This is a genomic window from Cupriavidus sp. 05N38 (genome assembly GCF_056397345.1).
The window spans coordinates 174,823-196,137 of sequence record NZ_JBFTNF010000029.1 but is presented as its reverse complement, the minus strand read 5'-3'; the positions used below and the strand labels follow the sequence as shown (position 1 = coordinate 196,137).

15 protein-coding genes are annotated in these 21,315 nt (G+C 68.4%); 5 read left to right on the top strand and 10 right to left on the bottom strand.

Features of this window, described 5'->3' with window-relative positions; translation table 11 throughout:
• Positions 1 to 6: 6 nt before the first annotated feature.
• The 7 genes from AC1DK4_RS21405 to AC1DK4_RS21375 all read right to left on the bottom strand — a co-directional run bounded on the left by AC1DK4_RS21405 (position 7) and on the right by AC1DK4_RS21375 (position 7,995).
• On the bottom strand, positions 7 to 1,041 hold the full coding sequence (locus tag AC1DK4_RS21405) for a galactosyltransferase-related protein (protein ID WP_441615770.1): 1,035 nt from the start codon (positions 1,039 to 1,041) through the stop codon (positions 7 to 9).
• Between the two features lie 8 nt (positions 1,042 to 1,049).
• Positions 1,050 to 2,771: an SLBB domain-containing protein gene (locus AC1DK4_RS21400; protein WP_441615772.1), complete on the bottom strand. Its 1,722-nt coding sequence runs from the start codon at positions 2,769 to 2,771 to the stop codon at positions 1,050 to 1,052.
• A 2-nt stretch (positions 2,772 to 2,773) separates the two neighbouring features.
• Positions 2,774 to 3,877: a KpsE/RkpR family capsule polysaccharide export protein gene (locus AC1DK4_RS21395; RefSeq protein WP_441615774.1), complete on the bottom strand. Its 1,104-nt coding sequence runs from the start codon at positions 3,875 to 3,877 to the stop codon at positions 2,774 to 2,776.
• Positions 3,874 to 4,536 (bottom strand): ABC transporter ATP-binding protein, encoded by a 663-nt coding sequence (locus tag AC1DK4_RS21390; RefSeq protein ID WP_441615776.1) that lies wholly within the window; start codon positions 4,534 to 4,536, stop codon positions 3,874 to 3,876. Before AC1DK4_RS21390 ends, AC1DK4_RS21395 begins: the two co-directional genes overlap by 4 nt.
• On the bottom strand, positions 4,533 to 5,324 hold the full coding sequence (locus AC1DK4_RS21385) for an ABC transporter permease (RefSeq protein ID WP_441615778.1): 792 nt from the start codon (positions 5,322 to 5,324) through the stop codon (positions 4,533 to 4,535). The genes AC1DK4_RS21390 and AC1DK4_RS21385 overlap by 4 nt, the downstream gene beginning before the upstream one ends.
• A gap of 575 nt (positions 5,325 to 5,899) precedes the next feature.
• Positions 5,900 to 7,327: a heavy metal sensor histidine kinase gene (locus AC1DK4_RS21380; protein ID WP_441615780.1), complete on the bottom strand. Its 1,428-nt coding sequence runs from the start codon at positions 7,325 to 7,327 to the stop codon at positions 5,900 to 5,902.
• A complete protein-coding gene (locus tag AC1DK4_RS21375; RefSeq protein WP_441615782.1) occupies positions 7,324 to 7,995 on the bottom strand; it encodes a heavy metal response regulator transcription factor in 672 nt (223 codons plus the stop codon). Before AC1DK4_RS21375 ends, AC1DK4_RS21380 begins: the two co-directional genes overlap by 4 nt.
• A gap of 146 nt (positions 7,996 to 8,141) precedes the next feature.
• On the opposite strand from AC1DK4_RS21375, the gene AC1DK4_RS21370 reads away from it, so the two are divergent.
• The 4 genes from AC1DK4_RS21370 to AC1DK4_RS21355 all read left to right on the top strand — a co-directional run bounded on the left by AC1DK4_RS21370 (position 8,142) and on the right by AC1DK4_RS21355 (position 10,874).
• Positions 8,142 to 8,795, top strand: coding sequence for a hypothetical protein (locus AC1DK4_RS21370; RefSeq protein ID WP_441615784.1), 654 nt, complete (start codon positions 8,142 to 8,144; stop codon positions 8,793 to 8,795).
• Between the two features lie 11 nt (positions 8,796 to 8,806).
• Positions 8,807 to 9,454 carry a cytochrome b/b6 domain-containing protein gene (locus AC1DK4_RS21365; RefSeq protein ID WP_441615786.1) on the top strand — a complete coding sequence of 216 codons (648 nt, stop codon included), beginning with the start codon at positions 8,807 to 8,809 and terminating at the stop codon, positions 9,452 to 9,454.
• Positions 9,451 to 10,302: a molybdopterin-dependent oxidoreductase gene (locus tag AC1DK4_RS21360; RefSeq protein WP_441615788.1), complete on the top strand. Its 852-nt coding sequence runs from the start codon at positions 9,451 to 9,453 to the stop codon at positions 10,300 to 10,302. The genes AC1DK4_RS21365 and AC1DK4_RS21360 overlap by 4 nt, the downstream gene beginning before the upstream one ends.
• Before the next feature lie 329 nt (positions 10,303 to 10,631).
• Complete coding sequence (locus AC1DK4_RS21355) at positions 10,632 to 10,874, top strand: hypothetical protein (RefSeq protein WP_441615789.1); 243 nt, start codon at positions 10,632 to 10,634, stop codon at positions 10,872 to 10,874.
• Between the two features lie 67 nt (positions 10,875 to 10,941).
• Here the strand turns inward: AC1DK4_RS21355 and purL are convergent, their stop codons facing one another.
• From purL to AC1DK4_RS21340, 3 genes are all read right to left on the bottom strand, one after another.
• The gene (purL, locus tag AC1DK4_RS21350; RefSeq protein ID WP_441615791.1) at positions 10,942 to 14,988 is read right to left on the bottom strand and encodes a phosphoribosylformylglycinamidine synthase; all 4,047 of its coding nucleotides are present in this window, start codon (positions 14,986 to 14,988) and stop codon (positions 10,942 to 10,944) included.
• A 252-nt stretch (positions 14,989 to 15,240) separates the two neighbouring features.
• Positions 15,241 to 18,885, bottom strand: coding sequence for a hydantoinase B/oxoprolinase family protein (locus tag AC1DK4_RS21345; protein ID WP_441615793.1), 3,645 nt, complete (start codon positions 18,883 to 18,885; stop codon positions 15,241 to 15,243).
• Positions 18,886 to 18,988: 103 nt separating this feature from the next.
• The gene (locus tag AC1DK4_RS21340) at positions 18,989 to 19,591 is read right to left on the bottom strand and encodes a winged helix DNA-binding protein (protein ID WP_441615795.1); all 603 of its coding nucleotides are present in this window, start codon (positions 19,589 to 19,591) and stop codon (positions 18,989 to 18,991) included.
• A gap of 319 nt (positions 19,592 to 19,910) precedes the next feature.
• On the opposite strand from AC1DK4_RS21340, the gene AC1DK4_RS21335 reads away from it, so the two are divergent.
• Positions 19,911 to 21,254, top strand: a complete 1,344-nt coding sequence (locus AC1DK4_RS21335; protein ID WP_477131769.1) for an amidase — start codon at positions 19,911 to 19,913, stop codon at positions 21,252 to 21,254.
• Positions 21,255 to 21,315: the final 61 nt, after the last annotated feature.

Here is a 21,315-nt window from a genome sequence, read left to right as displayed (position 1 = left end):
CATCCATCAGTGAAATCCCAGCAGGTACCTGGCCCGGTCCATCCAGCCGCCGAGCCGGTCCACATGCCCAGGGCGAGTGTCGAACAACACAAAAAAATCCTGTGCCGCGAGACCTCGCTCGCCGCAGCATGCAAAGAACTCCTCGATCAGGAAATGGCCCGCCGCCGTGTCGGTGACATTGCCGCCGCCCACCCACGCCCTCAGCTTGCCCAGCAGCCGTTCGGCATTCTCGGCGCGGGCGTGGTAGTAGGCGTCGCCGCGCGGCTTGTCGTGGTAGAGGTGAAACACCACCTGCCTGTCCAGCAGGCGCGGCAGGCTCAGCCTGCCAAGGTATTTGCGAAAGCCCTCTGCCAGCAGCGGCGCACGAAAGCTCTTGTTCTTCAGCAGATCCTCCGTGCGCGGAATCAGCTCGTGGCGCATCGCCAGGCGCAGCATGAAATCGAAATCCTCGTAGCCATGCCCGTGGAAGGCCTCGTCGAAGCCACCCAGGTCCCGGTAGTCCCTGGTACGCAGCACTACCACCGACGACGGATTGGCCATGTGCTGGAAATACCGCCGACGGAACGACAGATAGCCGTCCAGGATCGTGCCGGGCGTCTCTCTGCCGGCTTGCAGCCGGCTGCTCGCCCATTTCGTCAGGTACAGGCACGGCAACACCACCAGCTTCTCGGCCCCCGATGCGACGAGGCGGGCGCTATCGAGGAACAGGTCGGGAAGCGGATACAGATCGGCGTCGAGCAGCAACATCGTGGCCGAATCGACGTGCTCGGCGGCACGGTTGCGCAGCAGGCCGCTATTGACAGCGCCATCGTGGAAGGCGCGCGATACCAACGTGACATGAGGAAACGCCGCCAGCTTCCGGACCAGCGTCCGGTCGTGGCGACTGCCACGATCGTTATGCGCGACCACCATCCTCAGCTTTGCCATGCCCGGATGCCGGGCCAGGTCCAGCACCCTGCCCTTCAAGCTCGCGGGCCGGCGTAGCAGATCCACCGGTATCACCGCGGAGAGCAAGGAATCGGCGCTCTGATGCTTTTGCATGACCTCCATCACAACCCCAACACCACCTTGGCCGAAATCGCCAACTGATAAAGAATCTGGAACACATCCTTGGCAAACTGCCGCGTCTTCATGTCCACCCTCGGCAGCACCAGGATCTCGTCGCCGGAGCGCACCTGCGTGCCCCACTTGCTTTCCGTAAAGCTGCCGTCCCGGTGGGCGACGATCACGCGGGCGCTGTCGGCGTTCTGCGAGTAGCCGCCTGCCTGCTCGATATAGTCGGCCACGCTCATGCCGGAATCGAAGGCGACGGCGTTGGGGAACAGGACTTCGCCGTTGACGATGACGAGGCCGTCCCTGACCGGCACGCGCAGGATGTCGCCGTTCTCCAGCAGCAGCTGGTCACGCGTGCCGGACTTGGCGATCAGGGTCTGGCCGGTGGGTTCGATCTTGCGGGCGCGTTCCACCCATTGCAGCACGAGCGCGGCTTCTTCCTTGCGCAACTGGGCTTCGTCGGCGGTGCCGGAGCGGGCGGTGAGCACGCTGGACTCAAGGCTGCGCAGCGCGGTGCCGAGCAGCACTTTCTGGCGGGCTTTGACGCTGAGTCGGTAGAGCTGGATGCTGTCGGCGTCGGACTGCGGCGTGAAGGCGACCTGGCTGAGCAGCTCGCCCATGCGGCTGCCGTAGGGCAGCACGAATTCCTGCGGGCCGGCGTGCTCGCCTTCCACGCGCACGGTGATGGTGCCGGGGCGCTTGTCGGCGGTGAATTCGATTTCGTCGCCGTCGTGCAGGATGATTTCCTGGTCCTGGGAGATCGGGAAGTATTCGACATTGCGGATGGTGCCGGTGTTGCGCACCACGCGCACGTTGGTGGCCTGCGGCAGCGGCTTGGCCAGGCGGGCGATCTGGTCGAGCCGGGCCTGCTCGCCCTGGAATTCGAAGCGCTTGGCGTTCTCGGCCAGGCCGCCGACCTTGACGGTGCGCTTGCGCGGCTGGACGAAGATCACGTCGCCATTGTTGAGCTGGCGGGTGGCGAGTTCGCCCTTGAGAAGGAAGTCGTAGAGATTGACGACGGCGAGGGTCTGCGTGCCGCGCTTGATGGCGACGTCCAGGAAGGAGCCCCGCTCGGGGTCGATGCCGCCGGCCTGGTCGAGGTAGCGCAGCACGCTGTCGCTGGACGTGCCGTCGTACATGCCGGGTCGATAGACGGCGCCGGTGACGTAGACGCGCACCGGCTGCGCGGCCAGCAGGCTGGCGTAGATGGAAACGCGGCCGGCGAACACGCGGCGCAGCGCCGCGGTGACGGCGGCCTGCAGGTTGGCGTTGGTGATGCCCTGCACGCGGAACGGGCCGATCTCGGGCAGCAGGATGTTGCCGCCGGCATCCACCGCGAGCACGGTGTCGAGGTTGTAGCCGTTCCACATGCGCAGCTGGATGCGGTCGCCCACGGAGATGACGTGGCTGGGGTTGAAGACCGCTGCGCTCTCGCGGCTGAAGGCGCCGGTGAAGAGCTGCGCGCCGAAGGCGTCGCTGGCGAGGTTGGCACCGTAGTCGGCGTTCTGCGGCGCGCTGTCGGGCATGGCTTGCGCGGGATGCGCCGGTACCATGGGCGTGGCGGCTTGCACCGGCATGCCGGTGGCGCCCGCCGGCGGCAGGCCGCCCTGCGCGGCCATGGCGGCGAAGCCGGGCCCGGTGTCGACGCGCGTGCCGGACTGGGCGTGCGCGCCTTGCATGGCCGTGGCGAGCAGAAGGACAAGGAGGAAACGATGCATGGCTAGTCCCGGTGATCGCGAATGATGGCGCCGAGCAACTGGAGCACGCCGGCCAGCATCAGGGCGCCCAGCACGAACACGACGATGTTGTAGAGGCGGCGCGGCTGCAACGGGTATTCGGGCAGGGTGGGGTTTTGCACCACCGCCACGTTCTTGAGCTTGCGCGTGGATTCCATGCGCGCTTTCTCCAGCACGCTCAGCGCGGTCTTGTAGAGGTCCTCGCTGAACCCGGCCGCCGCCTGCAGGCGTTCCTGCTGCTCCGCTACCCGGTTGAGCGCCTTGCCGCTCGACGAGGTCATGCGCGCGCGCTGGGCACCGATCTGGGCCTGCACGGCGACGATCTGCGCGTCGAGCTGCTGGATGGCCGGCGACTGCGGGGTATAGACATCCTTGAGCGCGGCGCGCTTGACGCGCAGGTCCGCCAACTCGGACTCCGCGGCCGCCACCACGCCGGACAGGCTCTCCACGTCGCCGCGCGGGGAGACAATGCCGTTGGCGTTCTGGTACGCCAGCAGGGCCTGGCGGTCGGCCTTCATGCGCTCGCCCTGCGTGCGCGCCTGCCGCTCGATATAGACGACCTGTTCCTCTGCCACACGATGCGTGAGGTCGTTGATAAAGCGTTCGCCCTCCTCTACCAGCGCACGCGTCACTGCCTGCGCCATCGCCGGCGTGAAGGCCTGCGCGCGCACGACCAGGGTGCGCGAGTAGTCGTCATACTCGACGCTCACCCGGCCGAGGTAGTAATCGTGGAAGCGTTCGAGCGACGCATCCGCCGGCCACAGGCGAGACAGCGCGTCGCGGCGCGGATCGCTGTAGTGGCCCTTGAGCGCGAGCGTCGCATCGAGCTTGTTCAGCATGTCGACGGACAGCAGGTACTCGCGCAGCAGCAGGAGATCGCGCGGCGGCGCATTGGCGCCCAGCAGCGAAGCATAGAAGTCGGTCGTGGTGGCGCCTACCGCATCGCTGCGCTCGACCACCACCTTGGCTTCGGACACATAGCGGTCGGCGGCAACCACGCCCCAGTAGACGATCGCCAGGATGGATGCGGCGATGGCGATGCGCCACGGCCAGCCGCACTGCCTGATTTCCCTCAACAGCTTGTTCACCTTGTCATGCTCTTCTTGTATGCCCGCATGGCTTCGTCCACGCTGTCGAAGCGGTAGGCCTGGCCCTCGTGCAGCCAGATCGCGGAGTCGCAAAAGCCGCGCAAGGTCGATTCGCTGTGCGACACCATCACCAGGCCCGCGCGGCCCGCGAGCGCTTCGAAGGCCTTGCGGGACTTGGCGTTGAAAGCGGCGTCGCCGACCGCGGTCAGCTCGTCCACCAGGTACACGTCGAACTCGAACGCGATCGACAGCGCGAAAGCCAGCCGCGAACGCATTCCCGAGGAGTAGGTCTTGACCGGCGCATCGAATGCCGCGCCCAGCTCGGCAAAGTCCCGCACGAAGGCAAGCTTGTCTGCCAGGCCTGCCCGCCCGCCATGGATGCGGCAGACGAACTTGGCGTTCTGCCGCCCGCTCAGCGATCCCTGGAAGCCACCGGAAAGCCCGAGCGACCACGACACCCGGCAGCGCCGGTCGATCTCGCCGCGGCTGGGCGTGTCGGTCCCGCCGATCAGGCGCAGCAGCGTGGACTTGCCCGCGCCATTCCTGCCGATCAGCGCGACGCGGCTGGACCTGGCAATTTCCAGCGATACATCGTGCAGGACCCAGGCGTCCGCCGCCGCGCCGCGATAGCGCTTGTGCAAGCCGGATATCCTGATCATTGCGCCACCAGCCGCGCTGCGAAGCGGCGCTGCAACGCAAGCCCACACAGGACCGAGCACAGGGACCAGGCCGCGAGATAGGACAGGCTGGCGAAGTCCTGCCCCCGATAAGCCGAGAAAAAGCCGCCGCGCATGGCTTCGAGCCCGTGCAGGATGGGGTTCAGCAACAGCCAGTCGCGCACCGGACGCGGCACGCTGGCGACCGGGTACATCACCGCCGAAACGAAATACAGCGGCGCGAAGAACAGGCCGACGATGCGGCCGAACTCCGGCACCAGCGTGCCGAGCACCGACAGGCTCAATGCCAGCCCGGCGCCCAGCAGCCACAGCAGCGCGGCGGCCAGCAGCACTTGCAGCGGATCGCGCGGCAGCGCGTCCACCCCGGCCAGGCTGCACGCCGCCAGCAGCACGGCGAACACCAGTCCGTAGAGCAGGCCTTCGAGCGCGGTACGCACCAGCACCGTATCGACCGGCCTTACCTGCCGATACGCGAACAACGCGGCATTGGCCTTGACGGCCTCGGCGCCCCGACTGGCCACGTTGCGCACGAGGAAGAACCCCAGGATGCCGATCATGATGAACAGGCTGGCCGCGATACCCGGAATCAGCACGTGACGCACCACGCCGAACAGCAGCATCAGGAAGCCGATATGGATGACGGGCTCGAGCAGCAGCCACAGCCATGCGGCGCGGCCGGTGGCCAGGCGCGCATTGGCCTCGCGCAGGAACAGCGCGTGCCATACCGAGATGGCGACGGAAAACCGGGAACGAAGACGAATTGAAGGCATGCCGACTCAAGAATGACCCCGGACCGAATGGCGGCCAGGAAGGTTTCCCGGAAGAATGCCGCGGGAGCGCGCTAGCCTTCGGCGCAGGGGGACGGTGCGTCGGGAAATGCCTGCGGCGCGCGGCAAGCTGCCGGACGCCCGGTGGACTTCAGTAGCTAAGACGAAACGTTGCTTCAGCCTGGCGCAAGAGGCGCCCGGCTTCGTCACCGCGATCTTCCGGAAATTCGCCACGGCAATCACGCGATGGCGACCGAAGAAATGGTACAAGCGCGGAGGCCGTCTGAGGGGCGGAAACGTCCGAACGAGATATGGCAAGTTTCCCGCAGACCATACGGCATGGTCTGATAGGCAGGATCGCGCGAGAGCTGGTGGCGGCCCGGCGATGGCGCGGCAGGGAATGCGTCAGGGGCGCGCGGGAGGACGCATCAGGGACGCATCAGGGACGCATCAGGACGTCTCAGGACGTATCAAGGCCGCCCCGGGCCGGTCGGCAGCGGACTGGCGAACGACCGGTGCGGGAAAGGAACGCGAGATGCGCGCAGGGCCCGGCTGGCCCGCGGGAACGCGGAAAGCGCCTATGCGGTGGGCGAAGCGGGCGGGAAATGCAGCGCAAAGCGCAGGCGTCCCGGCGCGGGACAAGTCGCTTCGGCCTGGCCGCCGTGGAGGGTCATGATGGCCTTGACGATGGCGAGTCCGAGTCCGTTGGATTCGGCCACCTGGCTGCGTGCCACGTCGCCGCGGTAGAAGCGGTCGAACAGGCGGTGCAACTGCTCTTGCGGAATGTCGTCGCCCTGGTTCTCCACGGCAACGACGGTGCCACCGGCCTGGTGCACGCCGCTCAGACGGATGACGGTGCCCGGGGTGCCGTACCGCACGGCGTTGACCACCAGGTTGTTGATGGCCCGGCGGCACAGCAGCGGATTGGCCCAGAGCGTGCCCTCCGCCGCGATCTCGAAGCGCATGCCTTTTTCGTCGGCCGGGCCTTCGAAGTACTCCGCGATCTTGTTGAGTTCGGCCTGCAGCGGCACTGCTGCATGCTCGATGGTCAGGCGCGCGTGGTCCGCCTGCGCGAGGAACAGGATGTTCTCGGCGATATTGCCGAGGCGGCTCAGTTCTTCCAGGTTGGATTCGAGCAGTTCCTGGTATTCCTCGGGCCGGCGCGCCTTGCTCAGCGTGACCTGCGTCTGCCCGATCAGCGCGCCCACCGGCGTGCGGATCTCGTGCGCGAGGTCGGCGGAAAACTGGGAGAGGCGTTCGTAGCCTTCACCCAGCCGGTCCAGCATCGCGTTGAATGCCCGCACCAGGCCGTGCAGTTCCGCCGGCGCGCCGTGCTCGTCGAGACGAACGGTGAAGCTGGCGGGGCCGATCTCGGCGGCCCGCGCGGCAATGCTGCCCACCGGCCGCAGCCCGCGCCGGATGGCAACGACGGCCAGCGCCGTGGCCGCCAGCATGCCCACCAGCGTGCCCAGCAGCACGCGGTCGCGGTAGGCGGCGAGCATCTGCACTTCATTGCCCAGCGGATGCGCGGCGATCACCTCGACCACGCTGCCGTCTTCGTTCGAACGCGCGCGCGCCGCCGCCCAGTGGATCGGCACGCCGTTGGCCAGCCGCGTGCGCAGGATGCTGTCCGGCGTGAGGCCGACGCCGTCGCCCGGCATCAGCGGGCCCAGTTCCGCCGGCACTTCGAGCCCATCCGGGTTGACGTGGATGAACGGCGGCTCGCCCGGCTTGCGGAAGATCAGCACGTCGCGCTCGGCGCCGAGCATGGTCTCGAACAGCAGCGGACGGTCCTTGAGTTCCGAGACCGTATAGACGTTGCTGGCCAGCCGGCGGAAATGCGTGACACGCCCGATCAGCTGGAGATCGGCGCGCGCTTCCATCGAGGTCTTGACGGACTGGTAGAAATAGGCGCCCAGCGCGCCGATCACTACGCAGGCGATCAGCGCGAACGACAGCGTGGTGCGCGCCGTGAGCGACGGCGCCCGCCTGGGCCGGGCGTTCATGCGCTGTCGCCGAAGGTGTAGCCGATGCTGCGCACGGTATGGATCAGCTTCTTCTCGAAGGGCTGGTCCACCTTGGCGCGCAGCCGCTTGATCGCCACATCGACGACGTTGGTGTCGCTGTCGAAGTTCATGTCCCAGACTTCCGAGGCGATCAGCGTGCGCGACAGCGCCTCGCCCTGGCGCTTGACCAGCAGGTGCAGCAGCAGGAACTCCTTGTTGGTCAGCGCGATCTCGACGCCCTGGCGGGTGACCTTGCGGCGCATGACATCGAGCTTGAGGTCGGCGAACTCGAACAGCTCGGCTTCGCGCACCACGCCGCGCCGAAGCAGCGTGCGGATGCGCAGCACCAGCTCGATGAACGAAAACGGCTTGACGAGATAGTCGTCCGCGCCGAGCTCGAGGCCGTGGATGCGGTCATTGACATGATCGCGCGCGGTCAGAAAGATCACCGGCAGGTCGCGCCGCGCGCGCAAGGTGCGCATGATCTCCCAGCCATCGATGCCGGGCAGCATCACGTCGAGCACGATCAGGTCGTAGGCGTGCTCCAGCGCCATGTGCAGCCCGTCGGTGCCAGTGCGCGCGAGGTCCACGGCATAGCCACTTTCGCGCAGCCCTTTCCTGAGGTAGTCGCCGGTCTTGGGATCGTCTTCGATGACGAGGATGCTCATGATGCGCAAATCGGTTCGGCTGGTGTGCTGCCATTCTAGCCACCGCGAGCCCGCCGCTGATGACATTTTTGTCATCAAACGGTCACTCGGACGACCGCTTTCGAGCCCTAATCTGGCCCGCACCTTTCACTGCACGGAGTGCCAGAATGAAGATCGTTTCGAGCAAGTTGACGCGTACCGTACTGGCCGCCGCCATGCTGGCCGGCGCCGCGATTGCAGGCGCCCCCGCGGCGCTGGCCCAAGCGGCCCCGGCCGCCGCCCCGGCCAGCGCGCCCACCGGCGTGCGCGGCACCGTGACGGCCTTTGCCGGCGACACGCTGAAGGTGCGCACCCGCTCGGGCCAGGAGCTCGACATCGGCCTGGGCAAGGACACCGCGGTGCGCGGCGTGACCCTCGCCAAGATCGACGAGATCAAGGCCGGCAGCTATATCGGCTCGGCCGCGGTGCCACAGGCCGACGGTTCGCTCAAAGCGCTCGAAGTACACGTGTTCCCGCCCAGCATGCGCGGCAGCGGCGAAGGCCATCGCGCATGGGACCTGGGCAAGAACAGCAGCATGACCAACGGCACGGTCGGCAGCGTGGTGGTCAGCAACGGCCGCACCATTACCGTGAAGTATCCCGAAGGCGAAAAGCGCATCGTGATCCCGGTCGACGTGCCTATCGTCAATCTCGAACCCGGCGACCGCTCGCTGCTGGTGCCGGGCACGCATGTCGTGCTGTTCGCCGCCAAGGCACCGGACGGCGCGCTGACCGCGCGCTTCATCTCGGCCGGCAAGAACGGCGTCGTGCCGCCGATGTAAGGTCACCGGCCATGCACAAGCCAACCCCCGCCCGCGCCGCGCGGCGTGCCATCGTCCACCCGCTGGCCGTGCGCGCCGCGCACTGGATCAACGCCTTCGCCATGACGTGCATGGTGATGAGCGGCTGGGCCATCTACAACGCGTCGCCCTTGTTCGCCTTCCGCTTTCCTGCGTGGGCGACGGTGGGGGGGTGGCTGGGCGGCTCCATCGCCTGGCATTTCGCCGCGATGTGGCTGCTGTGCGCCAATGCCCTGCTCTACCTCGGCCATGGCTTCGCCACGCGGCACTTCCGCCGGCATTTCCTGCCCCTGAGCGCGCGCGCCGCGCTGCGCGACGCGGGCCTTGCGCTGCGCCTGCGCCTGCCGCACCGGCCCGGCGTGTACAACGCGGTGCAAAGGCTGATGTACGTGGCGGTGCTCCTGCTCGGCGCGCTGGTGGTGGCCTCCGGCCTGGCGATCTGGAAGCCCGTGCAGCTGTACTGGCTGGCGAACCTGTTCGGCGGCTTCGATACGGCCCGCTATGTGCACTTCGGCGCCATGGCCGGGATCGTCGCCTTTGTCGTGGTGCACCTGGTGCTCGTCATCGCGGTACCGTCGACCCTGTTGCCGATGTTCACGGGCCGCGCGGGGCGCGGTCATCATGGAGAAGCCGAAGCATGAGCGAGCCGTCCGGAAAGACGCGGATCGCGCGTCCCGTTACCCAGGATATCCCCGCCACCGCGCGCTCCGCAGGCGAACCGCGCGCGGCAGGCGCCGCCATCGCCACGCCCTCGCGGGAGCGCATCAGCGCGGCGGATTTCAAGCCGCGGCTGCAGCGGCGCATGTTCCTGCGCTCATCGCTTTCGCTCGGTGCCGTATCCATGCTGGCCGGCTGCACGCTGCAGGACGGCGACACCGTGGACAAGGTGCTATGGTCCATGTCGCGCTGGAACGACCGCGTGCAGGCCTGGCTGTTCAGCCGCGACCGGCTGGCGCCCACCTATGCGCGCAGCCAGATCACGCAGCCCTTCCCCTTCAACGCCTTCTACCAGGAGTTCGACGTACCCGAGGTAGACGGCAACGACTACCAGCTGGAAGTCTCCGGCCTGGTCGCCGACAAGCGCAGCTGGAGCCTGGCGCAATTGCGCGCGCTGCCGCAGGCTGGCCAGATCACCCGCCATATCTGCATCGAAGGCTGGAGCGCCGTCGGTGAATGGCGCGGCGTGCCGTTGCGGACCTTCTTGCAGCGTATCGGCGCGGACACCACCGCGCGCTATGTCGGCTTCAAGTGCGCGGACCGCTATTACTCCAGCCTCGACATGGAAACCGCACTGCACCCGCAGACCATGCTGGCGCTGGATTTCGGCAGCGAACCGTTGCCTGCCAGGTACGGCTATCCGCTCAAGCTGCGCGTGCCGACCAAGCTCGGTTTCAAGAACCCCAAGCATATCGCCGCGCTGTTCGTGACCAACGAGAATCCCGGCGGCTACTGGGAAGACCAGGGCTACAACTGGTTCAGCGGGATCTGAGAGAGCCTGGCCCAGGACCTGGCCCGGACCTGAAAAAGTGACTAGCGGCAGGTGACGCACAGGCGGTTCCCCGCGCCAGACAGCCACGCGCCCGCCGCCAAATATGGCGCTACGCACACATTTATCACCAAAGACACGCCGTCCGGGGCCAGCAAGGATTCCCAGCGCGGTCACTCGTGCGTAAGATCGAGAGCATCCGCCCGGCCGCCGCCGCTCGATGCGCGCACGGCCGCGCATGGCTCACACCCGCACATCACCTCCCGCCGCGGGCCCCGCAACAGACGAGGGAGACCATGGCATCAGGCAGCGCATCCCGGCAACTCTGGCATATGACTTCCGAAGGTTGGGGCTACTGTGCGCTCGGCACCTTCAGCCACGACGGCCTGCCGCCCGAGTGGCGGGCCGTGCTGCCCATGCTTCCGCTACGCGACCGCTACTCCCCCGTGAAGGCCGCGCGCATGGTGCTGGTCACCATGCAGCTACGCGGCGCCGCACCCGACGCGGCGCAACGCTCCGATCCGCAACGACCGCTCTACTACGTCTACCAGGCGTGGAGCACGCTGGCCGGATGATTGGCCGCCGGGAATGAAAAACGGGCCCCGAAGGGCCCGTTTTGCATGTCGTCGACGCGCGAGCGGATCACCCCACCCACTTGCGGGCATTCCTGAACATGCGCATCCAGGGGCTGCCGCCATCGGGGATCTGCTTCCACGCATCCGGCGCCCAGCTCATCGTGGCCGTGCGGAACACGCGTTCCGGGTGCGGCATCAGCACGGTGAAGCGGCCGTCCACGGTGGTCACCGAGGTAATGCCTTCGGGCGACCCGTTCGGGTTGAGCGGGTAGGTCTGGGTGGGCGCGCCGTGGTTGTCCACGAAGCGCAGCGCCACCTGGGCCTGCTTCTGGTCGCCCTGCTGGGAGAAGTCGGCAAAGCCCTCGCCATGCGCCACCACGATGGGGATGCGGCTGCCTTCCATGCCGGCGAAGAAGATCGACGGCGAGGACTGCACCTCCACGGTGACAAAGCGTGCTTCGTACTGCTCGGACTGGTTGCGCGTGAACTTCGGCCACGCGCCCGCGCCCGGGATGATCGGGGCGAGGTTGCTCATCATCTGGCAGCCATTGCACACGCCCAGCGCGAAGGTGTCCTGGCGGTTGAAGAAGGCGGCGAACTGCTCGGCCATCTGCGCGTTGAACAGGATGGTCTTGGCCCAGCCTTCGCCGGCGCCCAGCACGTCGCCGTAGCTGAAGCCGCCGCAGGCAACGAAGCCGCTGAAATCGGCCAGGCTGGCGCGCCCGGCGATCAGGTCGCTCATGTGGACGTCGTGCGCGTCGAAGCCCGCGCGGTCCATGCTGTAGGCCATCTCGATCTGCGAGTTGACGCCCTGCTCGCGCAGGATGGCCACACGCGGACGGGCGCCGGTGGCCACGAACGGCGCGGCGATGTCCTCGGCCGGGTCGAACGTCAGCACCGGCGAGATGCCGGGGTCGGCGGCGTCGAGCAGGCGGTCGTATTCGCTGTCGGCGCAGGCGGGGTTGTCGCGCAGGCGCGCGATGCGCCAGCTGACTTCGCTCCAGTTGCGCTGCAGCTCGCCGCGGGCGGCGCCAAACACCTTCTTGGCGTCGCGGTAGATCTCGATCTGGTCGGTCGTGTTGGGCTTGCCCACCACGTGGCTGCAGGCGGACAGGCCGGCTTCGCGCAGCACGCCGAACACGGCGTCGCGCTCTTCCAGGCGCACCTGGATCACCGCGCCGAGTTCTTCCGAGAACAGCGCGCGCAGGGTCTGGTCGTTGCGGCGCTCGCCGATCTGCTGGGCCCAGTTCTTGGCGTCGCCGTAGTCCTGCTCCTGCTGCGGGTCCAGCGCCAGCATGTCGACGTTGAGCGACAGGCCGCAGTGGCCGGCAAAGGCCATTTCCGCCAGCGCCGCCAGGAAGCCGCCGTCGGAGCGGTCATGGTAGGCCAGCAGCCTGCCTTCGCGGTTCAGGCGCTGGATGACGTTGAAGAAGTTCTTCAGGTCTTCGGCACTGTCCACGTCCGGCGCGGCGTCGCCCACCTGCTGCGTGACCTGCGCCAGGATGCTGCCGCCCAGGCGGTTCTTGCCGCGGCCCAGGTCGATGGCGATCAGCACGCTGTCGCCGGCATCGGTGCGCAGTTGCGGCGTCAGGGTGCGGTCGGTGTCGTCCACCGCGGCGAAGGCCGAGATGATCAGCGAGACCGGCGCCACCACTTCCCTGGCGATGCCGTTCTCTTCCCACTTGGTGCGCATGGACAGCGAATCCTTGCCCACCGGGATGCTGATGCCGAGCGCCGGGCACAGTTCCATGCCCACCGCGTGCACGGTGTCGTAGAGCTTGGCGTCCTCGCCGTCCACGCCGCACGCGGCCATCCAGTTGGCGGACAGCTTGACCTTGCCCAGGTCCATGACAGGCGCGGCGGCCAGGTTGGTCAGCGCCTCGCCGATGGCCATGCGGCCCGAGGCCGGGGCGTTGATCACGGCCAGCGGGGTGCGCTCGCCCATGGTCATGGCTTCGCCGGCGCGGCCCTTGTAGTCGAGCGTGGTCACGGCCACGTCGGCCACCGGCACCTGCCAGGGACCGACCATCTGGTCGCGCGCGTTCATGCCGCCCACGGTGCGGTCGCCGATGGAGATCAGGAAGGACTTGCTGGCCACGGTGGGGTGGCGCAGCACGTCGCGCACGGCTTGCTCCAGCGCGATGCCGGTCACGTCCACCGGCGGCAGCGCCTGCTCCACGTGACGGACGTCGCGGTGCATGCGCGGCGGCTTGCCGAGCAGCACTTCCATCGGCATGTCGACCGCGTAGTGTTCCTTGAGCGAGGCGTCGACGTGCGCGTCCACCAGCTGCAGCTGTTTCTCTTCGGTGGCCACGCCGACCACCGCGAACGGCGAGCGCTCGCGCTGGCACATGGCCTGGAACAGCGGGAAGGAATCCGGCGCGATGGCCAGCACGTAGCGCTCCTGCGATTCATTGCACCAGATCTCGGCCGGGCTCAGGCCGGACTCTTCCAGGTGCACCTGGCGCAGGTCGAAGCGCGCGCCGCGGCCGGCGCCGTCCACCAGTTCGGGGAAGGCATTGGAGATACCGCCCGCGCCGACGTCGTGGATCGACAGGATGGGGTTGTCGTCGCCGAGCTGCCAGCAGGCGTTGATGACTTCCTGCGCGCGCCGCTCCATTTCCGGGTTGCCGCGCTGGACCGAATCGAAGTCCAGGTCGGCGGTGTTGGTGCCGGTGGCCATCGAGCTGGCGGCGCTGCCGCCCATGCCGATGCGCATGCCCGGGCCGCCCAGCTGGATCAGCAGGGTGCCGGCGGGCAGCGGGTTCTTGTGGGTATGGCTGGCATCGATCGCGCCGATGCCGCCGGCGATCATGATCGGCTTGTGATAGCCGCGCACGGTACCGCCCACGTTCTGCTCGTAGACGCGGAAGTAGCCACCCAGGTTGGCACGGCCGAATTCGTTGTTGAAGGCGGCGCCGCCGAGCGGGCCTTCGGTCATGATCTGCAGCGGCGAGGCGATGCGGTCCGGCTTGCCGGTGACCGCGGGCTTGTCGTCGGGATTGCGGTGTGCCACCGGCTGGGCGGCATCGCGCGCGTTTTCCCAGCTTTCGACGGCATCCGGCAGCATCAGGTTGGAGACCGTGAAGCCGGTCAGGCCAGCCTTGGGCTTGCCGCCACGGCCCGTGGCGCCCTCGTCGCGGATCTCGCCGCCGGCACCGGTGGAGGCGCCGGGGAACGGCGAGATGGCGGTCGGGTGGTTGTGGGTCTCCACCTTCATCAGCGTGTGCGTGAGCGCCTCGTGGCGGCCGTACTTCTGCTCGCTGCCGCGCGGGAACCAGCGCTCCGCCACGCCGCCTTCCATCACCGCCGAATTGTCGGAGTACGCCACGATCGACCCTTGCGGGTTGAGCTGGTGCGTATTGCGGATCATGGCGAACAGGGACTTGTCCTGCTGCACGCCGTCGATGGTCCAGGTGGCGTTGAAGATCTTGTGGCGGCAGTGCTCGCTGTTGGCCTGCGCGAACATCATCAGCTCGACGTCGGTCGGGTTGCGGCCCAGCCGGGCGTAGGCGTCCACCAGGTAGTCGATCTCGTCTTCCGACAGCGCCAGGCCCATCTCGGTATTGGCCTGCGCCAGCGCGGCGCGGCCACCCGAGATGTCGATGAAGCGCAGCGGCTTGGCCGGCAGTTCCTGGAACAGGCCGGCCGCGTCTTCGCGCGCGGCCACCACGGCCTCGGTCATGCGGTCGAACAGATGGGCGGCCACGGCGGCGCGCGTGCCGGCGTCCAGCGTCTTGCGCCCGCGCAGCAGGCCCTTCTTGCAGATCACGGTGATCTCGATGCCGCGCTCGATGCGGTGCACGCTGGCGAAGCCGCAGTTATGCGCGATATCGGTCGCCTTGCTGGCCCACGGCGAGATCGTGCCGAAGCGCGGGATCACCACGAAGCGGTCGCCTTCGGCCTGTGGCTCGAACGGCGCGCCGTAGGTCAGCAGCGCGCCGATGCGGGCACTGTCGTCCTGCGACAGCGGCACATCGGAATCGACGAAGTGCAGGAACTGGCCGTGAACCGACTCGATGTCGGCGTCGATCTGCTTGAGGGCGGTGAGCAGGCGTTGCTGGCGGAAGGCAGAAAGGGCCAATGCGCCGGGGAAGCACGAGAAATGCGCCATGGTCTGAGCGGTCGGGAGGGCAGGAGGTAGGGGCTGCTACCGGCCGGCGCCGCTGGTTGGGGCGCCGTGCTGGCGGGAAACCGGCATTATACCTTGTCGGCGGACCTTTCCCGCGTTGCAGCAGAGCCGGCGACGCCCCGGCTACCCGGCTACCCGGCTACCCGGTTGATCTGGGCGCGAAGCGGCGCCGGGACCACTCACGGCCCGCGACACCACGCGCGGGCCGCTTCGGCGGCCCGCAACGCGGCACGCTCAGGCCTCGCCGAAGCCCCCGCCCCCGGGCGTTTCCACCACGAACAGGTCGCCCGCCTCCATCTCGCAGCGCCCGACGTGGCCGAGCGCCTCTTCCCGCCCGTCGCGCCGCACCACGTAGTTGCGCCCGGTGGCGCCGGGCGCGCCCCCGGCCATGCCGAACGGCGCGTGCAGGCGGTTGTTGGAGAGGATCGACGCGGTCATGGGCTCCAGGAAGCGCACCCGGCGGATGCCGCCGCTGCCACCGTGCCAGCGCCCCGCCCCGCCCGAGCCCGGGCGGATCTCGTAGCTTTCCAGCCGTACCGGGAAGCGCCATTCCAGCACTTCCGGGTCGGTCAGCCGCGAATTGGTCATATTGGTCTGCACCACGTCGCAGCCGTCGAAGCCGTCGCCGGCCCCGCTGCCGCCCGAGATGGTCTCGTAGTACTGGTAGCGCGCATTGCCGAAGGTGAAGTTGTTCATGGTGCCCTGGCTGGCCGCCACCACGCCCAGCGCGCCATACAGGGCGTTGGTGATGCAGGACGAGGTCTCCACATTGCCCGAGACCACCGAGGCCGGATAGCGCGGGTTGAGCATCGACCCCTCCGGGATGATGACCTTGATCGGCTTGAGGCAGCCGGCGTTGAGCGGGATGTCCTCGTCGACCAGCGTGCGGAACACGTAGAGCACTGCCGCCATGCACACCGCGCGCGGCGCGTTGAAGTTGTTGGGCAGTTGCGCCGAGGCGCCGGTGAAGTCCACCACGGCTTCGCGCCGGGCCTGGTCCACCGTCACCTTGACCTGGATGCGCGCGCCGTTGTCGAGCGGGTAGTCGTAGCTGCCGTCCTTGAGCGCGGTGATGACGCGGCGCACGGCTTCCTCGGCGTTGTCCTGCACGTGGCCCATATAGGCGCGCACCACCGGCAGGCCGAACTGCGCCACCATCTTGCGCAGCTCTTCCACGCCCTTGGCATTGGCCGCCACCTGGGCGCGCAGGTCCGCCATGTTCTGGTCGATATTGCGGGCCGGGTAGCGCCCGTCGGCCAGCAGCGCGCGCATGCCGGCGTCGTCCAGCACGCCGGCCGTGACCAGCGGGAAGTTGTCGATCAGCACGCCCTCTTCTTCCACCACGGTGGAGTCCGGCGGCATCGAGCCCGGCGTGATGCCGCCGATGTCGGCGTGATGCCCGCGCGAGCCCACGTAGAACAGGATCCCGGCGCCGGCCTCGTCGAATACCGGCGTGATCACCGTCACGTCGGGCAAATGCGTGCCGCCGTTGTAGGGATCGTTGAGCACGTAGACGTCGCCGTCGGCCATGCCGCCGGCATTGCGTGCGATCACGGTCTTGATGCTCTCGCCCATCGAGCCAAGATGCACCGGCATGTGCGGCGCGTTGGCGATCAGGTTGCCGTCGGCGTCGAAGATGGCGCAGGAGAAGTCGAGCCGCTCCTTGATGTTGACCGAGTAGGCGGTGTTCTGCAGCCGCTGYCCCATCTGCTCGGCGATCGACATGAACAGGTTGTTGAAGACCTCCAGCATGACCGGGTCGGCATCGGTACCCATGGCGCGGCGCTGCGGGCGCGGCACCGCGCGCGTCAGCACGAGGTGGTCGCGCGCGGTCAGCTCGGCCTGCCAGCCGGGCTCCACCACGGTGGTGGCGTTGCGCTCGGCGATGATGGCCGGGCCGGGCAGCACGTCGCCGGGGCGCAGCGCGTCGCGCGGGAACAAGCCCGTGTCGTGCCAGGAGCCGCCGCTGAACATGCGCACCTGCTCGGCCGGCACCGGTCCGCCGCTGCGCGGCAGCGGCTCGGGCAGTTTTTCCGCGGGCGGCTCGCTGCTGCCGATGGCTTCCACCGACACGGCTTCCACGATCAGCGGCTTGCCCTGCATCAGGAAGGCGTAGCGCTGGCGGTAGGCGGCGTCGAACGCGGCCTGCATGGCCGGCAAGGTGCCGAACGGCACCACCAGCGCGGAGTCCGTGCCCTCGTAGCGCAGGTGGGCGCGGCGCACCACGTCGATCTGCGCGTCGGCCACTTCCTGCTCCAGCAGTTCGTTGCGCGCTTGCTGGGCCAGTGCGTCGAGCGTGGCCTGCAGGGCCGGCAGGGCATCGGCGTCGAGCCGCGCTTCCACCGCGCGCTCGCGCATCGCGGTGCGGTCGGCCAGCCCCATGCCGTAGGCAGAAAGCACACCGGCCAGCGGGTGGACGAAGACGGTCTGCATGCCGAGCGCGTCCGCCACCAGGCAGGCATGCTGGCCGCCGGCGCCGCCGAAGGTGGTGAGCGTGTAGCCGGTCACGTCGTGGCCGCGCTGCACCGAGATCTGCTTGATCGCGTTGGCCATATTGCCCACCGCGATCTCGATAAAGCCTTCGGCCACCTGTTCGGGGCTGCGCGCGTCGCCGGTGGCGGCACTGACGGCCCGCGCCAGCTCGCCGAAGCGGGCCAGCACGGCGTCGCGGTCCAGCGGCGCGTCGGCGCGGGGCCCGAATACGCTCGGAAAATGGCGCGGCTGGATCTTGCCCAGCATGACGTTGCAGTCGGTCACGGCCAGCGGGCCGCCGCGCCGGTAGCTGGCCGGCCCCGGGTTGGCGCCGGCCGAATCCGGGCCCACGCGGAAGCGGCTGCCGTCGAAATGCAGGATCGAGCCGCCGCCGGCGGCCACCGTGTGGATGCTCATCATCGGCGCGCGCATGCGCACGCCCGCCACGCTGGTCTCGAACACGCGTTCGAAATCGTTGGGATGGCTGCCATTGAAATGCGACACGTCGGTGGAGGTGCCACCCATGTCGAAGCCGATGATGCGCCCGAAGCCGGCGCTCTGCGACGAGCGCACCATGCCGACGATGCCGCCGGCCGGGCCGGACAGGATGGCGTCCTTGCCCTGGAACCGGTGCGCGTCGGTCAGGCCGCCGCTGCTTTGCATGAACTGCAGCCGCACGCCCGGCATCTGCTGCTCGACCTGCTCCACGTAGCGGCGCAGGATCGGCGAGAGATAGGCGTCCACCACCGTGGTGTCGCCGCGCGAGACCAGCTTCATCAGCGGCGACACCTGGTGCGAGACCGAGATCTGCGTAAAGCCGGTCTCGCGCGCGATGCGCGCCGCGGCCCGCTCGTGCGCCGGCTCGCGGTAGCCGTGCAGGAACACGATGGCGATGGCGCGGGTGCCGCCGGCGAACACGCGCTGCATGTCCGCGCGCAGCGCGGCTTCATCGAGCGGCGTGACCATATTGCCCTGGGCATCGATCCGCTCGCCCACTTCCACCACCTCGCGGTAGAGCAGTTCGGGCAGCACGATGTTCAGGTCGAACAGGCGCGGCCGGTTCTGGTAGGCAATGCGCAGCGCATCGCGAAAGCCCCGCGTGATGAACAGCGCCAGCGGCTCGCCCTTGCGCTCGAGCAGCGCGTTGGTCGCCACCGTGGTGCCCATCTTCACCACCTCCACCAGCGCCGGCGTCACCGGCTCGCCGGGCGCCAGGCCCAGCAGGTGCCGGATGCCGGCCACGGCGGCGTCGCTGTACTGCTCCGGATTCTCGGACAGCAGCTTGTGCGTGACCACCGTGCCGTCGGGGCGCAGCCCGACCACGTCCGTGAAGGTGCCGCCACGGTCGATCCAGAATTGCCAGCGGCGGCGGTCCGGGACGAAGGCGGCGGAGGATGGCTGCGACATGCGGTGGCTTCCTTGTTTATCGTGGTGGAAATGTCGGGTACGCGGGCGGCACGCCGGCAGCGCAAGCCGCCGTGCGCGCAGGAGCGCTCGCTGGCGGCCGGGGCTACAGCGATGTGGCCGAGCGCGCGGCCTGCTCGTACAGGCCGGTAAGCACGCGCAGCAGCCGTGCCAGCTCGCCGATCTCGATGTTCTCCGCGCTGCCCGCCGTGAAGTTGCTGGTCAGGCATTGCTCGCGGATCTCGCGATAGCGGGCACAGGCCTGGGTGCCGGCCGGCGTGGTGGTGTAGGTCGCCTCTTTGCCGACCCGTTCGCCCTCGACCAGCCCGATGCCCTGCAGCTTTTTCAGCGCATAGGTCACCAGGTGCGTGTCTTCCACGTTCAGCACGAAGCAGATATCGGCCAGCCGCTTGGGCCGGGCGCGGTGGTTGACGTGATGCAGCACCAGCACGTCCAGAAAGGTCAGGTCGCGCACGCCGGAGGCGCCCATGCAGCGCACCACCCAGCGGCTGTAGGCGTTATAGGCCGTATTCAGGCCGAACTCGAACTCGGACAACTCGGGGCTGCGCTCGGACACCAGGTGCGAAGACGAGACGATATTGGGCCCGAGCGCGCGCGGCGGCGCGCCCGCTTCCGCCCTGGCGGCGCCCTGCTGCCCGGCATTGTCGTGCTCGGCCGGTACCTGGCCGGCGGCTGGCTTACGAGCCATGTCTTCACTCCTCTCTCGTTGTTGATTCCATGAGCCGGCGTGACACGGGCAATCCGGAGCGACTAGGTATATCCCCGATGGCCTCGCGCACAGATTTGGCTTGACAGTTTATTAACAAATTATGAGGATAAACGCCAAATAAATCCAAGCAAAACATCGGGGACGTGGCAGTGGATTCTGCACGAAGAGAGGGCAGGCAAAACCGTTTACGCACTATCGCGGGGACAACGGACAACCCTTGCGCAGCCTGGTTGCGCCGCGCCGGCGCACTGGCTAGACTCGATCCGAACCCTGCCAAGCGCAACTGATCGCGAGCCAAATGCCCACGGATATCCATACATTACAGACAAAACTTCGCGACGGCACCGCATCGCGTGCCGGCGTGATTGCCGAAGCCGCCCATCTGGCGCGGCAACCCGCGGCGCAAGCCGTCCTGCTCCACCCCACCTTCGACACCGCGGCCGAGACCGCGCGCGCGGCCGATGCCGCCGCGCAGGCCGGCCAGCCATTGCACCCGCTGGCCGGCCTGCCGGTGTCCGTCAAGGATCTGTTCGACGTCACCGGCCAGACCACCCGCGCCGGCTCCCCGGTGCGCGCCGACGCGGCCCCGGCCACGGCCGATGCGACCGTGGTGCGCCGCCTGCGCGAGGCCGGCGCGGCGCTGGTGGGGCGCACCAACATGACCGAGTTCGCCTTCTCCGGCGTCGGCATCAACCMGCATTTCGGCACGCCGGTGAATCCGGCCGATGCCGGCGTGGCGCGCATTCCCGGCGGCTCGTCGTCGGGCGCGGCGGTGTCGGTGGCGCTGGGCCTGGCGGTTGCCGGGCTGGGCAGCGACACGGGCGGCTCGATCCGCATTCCGGCGGCGCTCTGCGGGCTGACCGGCTTCAAGCCGACCGCCCGGCGGGTGCCGCTCGACGGGGCCTTCCCGCTGTCCTATACGCTCGACACGGCCTGCGCGATGGCCCGTTCGGTGCATGACTGCGCGCTGGTGGACAGCGTCATCGCGGACCAGGCCGTGGTGCCGGCCAGCAAGGCCCTGGCCGGCATTCGCCTGGCCGTGCCGCGCCAGTACCTGCTGGACGACCTGGACACCACCGTGGCGCGCGCCTTCGACCGGACCCTGGCCCGCCTTTCCGCGGCCGGCGTGCGGATCGAACAGATCGACCTGCCGGAGCTGGCCGAGCTGCCCGCGATCAACGCGGCCGGCGGCTTCACGGCTGCCGAGGCCTACGCCATCCATCGCGGCACGCTGGCCAGCCGGCGCGAACAATACGATCCGCGCGTGGCCATGCGCATCGAACGCGGCGCCGCCATGGGCGCGGCCGACTATGTGGACCTGATGCGCGTGCGCGCCGGCTGGATCGCGCGCGTGCTGGCGCGCATCGACGGTTTCGACGCGGTGGCCTGCCCCACGGTGCCGATGGTGGCGCCCGCGATCGCGCCGCTGGCGCAAGACGACGCGCTTTTCTTCCGCACCAACGCGCTGCTGTTGCGCAATACCTCGGCCTTCAATTTCCTCGACGGCTGCTCGATCTCCCTGCCCTGCCACCAGCCGGACGAACTGCCGGTCGGGCTCATGCTCTCGCACGGCGCGCTGCGCGACGCGCAGTTGCTGGGCACGGCAATTGCATTGGAGAACATCGTCAAGCCGGCCGCCTGAGGCGCCCGCACCGTGACAAGGCGCTTGCCCGCGTGGCCCCTGAGCCAGTCCGCGCGGGCAA